3 protein-coding genes are annotated in these 2,725 nt (G+C 71.1%); 1 reads left to right on the plus strand and 2 read right to left on the minus strand.

Translation table 11 applies throughout. The features are described 5' to 3' along the window. Together PLJ28_RS09640 and glpK are read right to left on the minus strand one after the other, a co-directional pair. Positions 1-520 (minus strand): hypothetical protein (locus PLJ28_RS09640; RefSeq protein WP_324590072.1); only part of this gene is annotated, 520 nt, incomplete at its 3' end. A 140-nt stretch (positions 521-660) separates the two neighbouring features. After that, positions 661-2,199: a glycerol kinase GlpK gene (glpK, locus tag PLJ28_RS09645; RefSeq protein WP_324590073.1), complete on the minus strand. Its 1,539-nt coding sequence runs from the start codon at positions 2,197-2,199 to the stop codon at positions 661-663. 179 nt (positions 2,200-2,378) lie between these two features. On the opposite strand from glpK, the gene PLJ28_RS09650 reads away from it, so the two are divergent. Continuing rightward, positions 2,379-2,725, plus strand: a 347-nt coding sequence (locus tag PLJ28_RS09650; RefSeq protein ID WP_324590074.1) for a DUF6318 family protein, incomplete at its 3' end; no start/stop codon positions are given.

Raw genomic sequence — 2,725 nt, forward strand, 5'->3', positions numbered from 1 at the left:
AGACCACTTCGAAGAGACCGACGGTCAGGGCAAGGAACAGCAACGGGACCCAGTCCACCGGACGTGGCAGGGCGTAACCCCACAGCGTGAGCAGGAACTGCACGGCCGCCAGGACGAGTCCCAGGATGAGCGCCTGACGCAGGTTGTCCCGGCGGAACCCGAGCTCGGCCAACGCCCTGCGCCGGATCCAGGTCGTGTACACGACCGGTCCCACCACGCCCAGCAGCATCCCGGCCGCGAAGCACAGGAACAGGCCCAGGGTGTTCTGCTGGGTGAACACGCGGAACGCCAGCCAGAACAGCGCCACGACCCCGGTGTACAGCGCTGCCACCACGGCGAGGTCGGGCCAGTCCACGCGCATCGCCAGCCGGGGCCTGTCCCCCGGGACGACCAGCACCAGGATGAGGGCGAGCGCCGGGATGGTGATCCCGTACAGCAGTTCGTTGCCGGCACCCAGCAACAGCAGGGCACCGACGAGGAAGAGCGGCCACGCCATCCGCCGCACGGCCTGGAGGTCCATCTCTACCGCCTAGAACACGCCTGGCCCCGGGGACCAGGGAAGGTGTTGACAGGCACAGTGTGCGCGCGGTCCCTGCGGCGTTCAATGCCGCGAGCACGGGACACCAGGGCCAGTTCCCCGGACCCGGCACGGCCCTACGCTCAGGCGCGTTCCGACGCCGGCTCCGTCATCCAGCCCATCGACCGGCTGATGGCCTTCTGCCAACCGGACAGGAGTCCTTCGCGGTGCGAGGCGTCCATCCTCGGCTCCCAGCGGCCGCCCTCGCGCCAGAGTCCGGCCAGTTCCTCCAGGCCCGACCACACGCCGGCGGCGAGTCCCGCGGCATGGGCGGCCCCGACCGCCGTCGTCTCCACCTGTTCCGGACGCACCACCGGGACGCCCAGGATGTCGGCCTGGAACTGCATCAGGTCGTCGTTGACGGTCATGCCACCGTCCACCCGCAGTTCCTCAGGACGCTGGCCGGTGTCCGCCACCACCGCCTCCAGCACGTCCCGCGACTGGTAGGCGGTCGCCTCCAGGGCCGCTCGGGCCAGGTGGCCCGCCGTGGCATAGCCGGTCAGTCCGGCGATCAGCCCGCGGGCGTCGGGGCGCCAGTACGGGGCGTAGAGACCGGAGAACGCGGGTACGAAGTAGACGCCCCCGTTGTCCTCCACGGTGCCCGCGAGCGCCTCGACCTCGGCCGAGGTGCGGATGAGGCCGAGGTTGTCCCGCAGCCACTGCACGAGTGAACCGGCCACGGCCACGGAACCCTCCAGCGCGTAGGCGGCCGGCGCGTCCTCCACCTGGTAGGCGACCGTGGTGACGAGTCCGTGGGAGGAGGGTTCCGCCGTCGTGCCGGTGTTCTGCAGCATGAAGCATCCCGTGCCGTAGGTATTCTTGACGTCCCCGCGGTCGAAGGCCGCCTGGCCGAAGGTCGCCGCCTGCTGGTCGCCGAGGATGCCGCAGACGGGGACGCCGTTCAGTGGTTCGGCCCCCACGATGGTGCCGAACTCTCCCACGGACGGGTGGATCCGGGGCAGCATCGAGGCGGCCAGGTCCGGGTCGATGCCGAAGACCGACGCGAGGTCCTCGTCCCAGTCGAGGGTGTCCAGGTCCATGAGCAGGGTGCGCGAGGCGTTGGTGACGTCCGTGGCGTGGACTCCACCGTCCGTGCCGCCGGTGAGGTTCCACAGCAGCCAGCTGTCGATGGTGCCGGCGCGCAGGCGGCCGTTGCGGGCCAGGTCGGCGGCCTTGGGGACGTTCTCCAGCATCCAGGCGATCTTGCCCGCGGCGAAGTAGGAGGCCAGGGGCAGTCCGGTGCGGGCGCGGACCGCGTCCTCGTGTCCGTCGGAGCGGAGCCGAGCCATGAGGGCGTCGGTGCGCACGTCCTGCCAGACCAGGGCCCGGTGGACGGGCCGGCCGGTGACCGCGTCCCACAGGACGGTCGTCTCGCGCTGGTTCGTGATCCCGACGGCGGCGATGTCCCCCGGGCGCATCCGGGCGCGGGTCAGTGCCAGGCCGCTCAGCTCCCGGGTGTTCTCCCAGATCTCCACCGGGTCGTGCTCCACCCAGCCCGGGCGCGGGAAGTGCTGACGGTGCTCGCGCTGGGCGCTGGCGATGATGGAGCCGGACTGGTCCATCACCACGACGCGGGTGGAGGTGGTGCCCTGGTCGATGCTGATCACGGCGCTGGGAGGCATGGCGGCAGGATACCGGCTGTGGACAGGGCGGACAGCGGATGGGGCGGCTGTGTTTGAATGTCGGGTGTGGCCTGGGACACGGGATGACTAGGCTCTTTGAACTGCTGTGGGGATGGCAGGCCGGGGCGTGCGAGCGCGGCTCCGGTGGCTGGCCTCGTGGCCTGACGGGGGGTTCCTCCATGACTGAACCTGTGAGCACGTTGCTGATGAGTCGCCGGACCGCGCGGGCGGGTGCTGCGGTGGCGGTACTGGCCCTGGCGCTGACCGCTTGCGGCGGTGGGGCCGACGATCCGGACACCGGCGCTCCGGCGAGCACGGCCTCGGCGTCGAGCGAGGCCTCACCGGAACCGAGTGCATCCGAGGACGCGAAGGACTCAGCAGCGCCCTCGAGGTCCTCGACGGCGTCCCAGGACGCGGCGGACGGTGAGTTCGTCCCGGCCTCCTCCGACGGGCCCGCCCAGAACGTGCCGGTACCCCAGATGCCGACTGCCGCCAAGGAGCAGACACAGGAAGGCCTGGAGGCCGC

The organism is Citricoccus sp. (assembly GCF_035445025.1).
Classification (GTDB): Bacteria; Actinomycetota; Actinomycetes; order Actinomycetales; family Micrococcaceae; genus Citricoccus.

Excerpts from the sequence above, each read along its gene's own strand:
- glpK (WP_324590073.1), bottom strand. The coding sequence starts at position 2,199 with ATGCCTCCCAGCGCCGTGATCAGCATCGACCAGGGCACCACCTCCACC.